The sequence below is a fragment of the Bacillus cereus group sp. BfR-BA-01349 genome, assembly GCF_022663795.1.
Lineage (GTDB): Bacteria > Bacillota > Bacilli > Bacillales > Bacillaceae_G > Bacillus_A > Bacillus_A cereus.
Map to the genome: position 1 here is coordinate 1 of NZ_JAKUGE010000114.1, position 1,160 is coordinate 1,160.

The following is a 1,160-nucleotide window of genomic DNA, read 5'->3' on the forward strand; positions in this document are numbered from 1 at the left end:
CATATTATATGGTTAAGTCCTCGATCTATTAGTATTCGTCAGCTCCACATGTCACCATGCTTCCACCTCGAACCTATCAACCTGATCATCTTTCAGGGATCTTACTAGCTTACGCTATGGGAAATCTCATCTTGAGGGGGGCTTCATGCTTAGATGCTTTCAGCACTTATCCCTTCCGCACATAGCTACCCAGCTATGCCCTTGGCAGAACAACTGGTACACCAGCGGTGCGTCCATCCCGGTCCTCTCGTACTAAGGACAGCTCCTCTCAAATTTCCTACGCCCACGACGGATAGGGACCGAACTGTCTCACGACGTTCTGAACCCAGCTCGCGTACCGCTTTAATGGGCGAACAGCCCAACCCTTGGGACCGACTACAGCCCCAGGATGCGATGAGCCGACATCGAGGTGCCAAACCTCCCCGTCGATGTGGACTCTTGGGGGAGATAAGCCTGTTATCCCCGGGGTAGCTTTTATCCGTTGAGCGATGGCCCTTCCATGCGGAACCACCGGATCACTAAGCCCGACTTTCGTCCCTGCTCGACTTGTAGGTCTCGCAGTCAAGCTCCCTTATGCCTTTGCACTCTACGAATGATTTCCAACCATTCTGAGGGAACCTTTGGGCGCCTCCGTTACACTTTAGGAGGCGACCGCCCCAGTCAAACTGCCCACCTGACACTGTCTCCCGGGTCGATAAGACCCGTAGGTTAGAATTTCAATACAGTCAGGGCGGTATCCCACCAGCGCCTCCACCGAAGCTAGCGCTCCGGTTTCAATGGCTCCCGCCTATCCTGTACAAACTGTACCAAAATTCAATATCAGGCTACAGTAAAGCTCCACGGGGTCTTTCCGTCCTGTCGCGGGTAACCTGCATCTTCACAGGTACTATAATTTCACCGAGTCTCTGGTTGAGACAGTGCCCAAATCGTTACACCTTTCGTGCGGGTCGGAACTTACCCGACAAGGAATTTCGCTACCTTAGGACCGTTATAGTTACGGCCGCCGTTTACTGGGGCTTCAGTTCAGAGCTTCGCTTACGCTAACCCCTCTCCTTAACCTTCCAGCACCGGGCAGGTGTCACCCCCTATACTTCGCCTTACGGCTTCGCAGAGAGCTGTGTTTTTGCTAAACAGTCGCTTGGGCCTATTCACTGCGGCTT

At 53.3% G+C, this 1,160-nt stretch carries 1 rRNA gene; it reads right to left on the bottom strand.

The features are described 5' to 3' along the window. Positions 1–8 precede the first annotated feature (8 nt). Positions 9–1,160: ribosomal RNA gene (locus tag MR169_RS27910) — 23S ribosomal RNA — on the bottom strand; the annotation flags it as partial.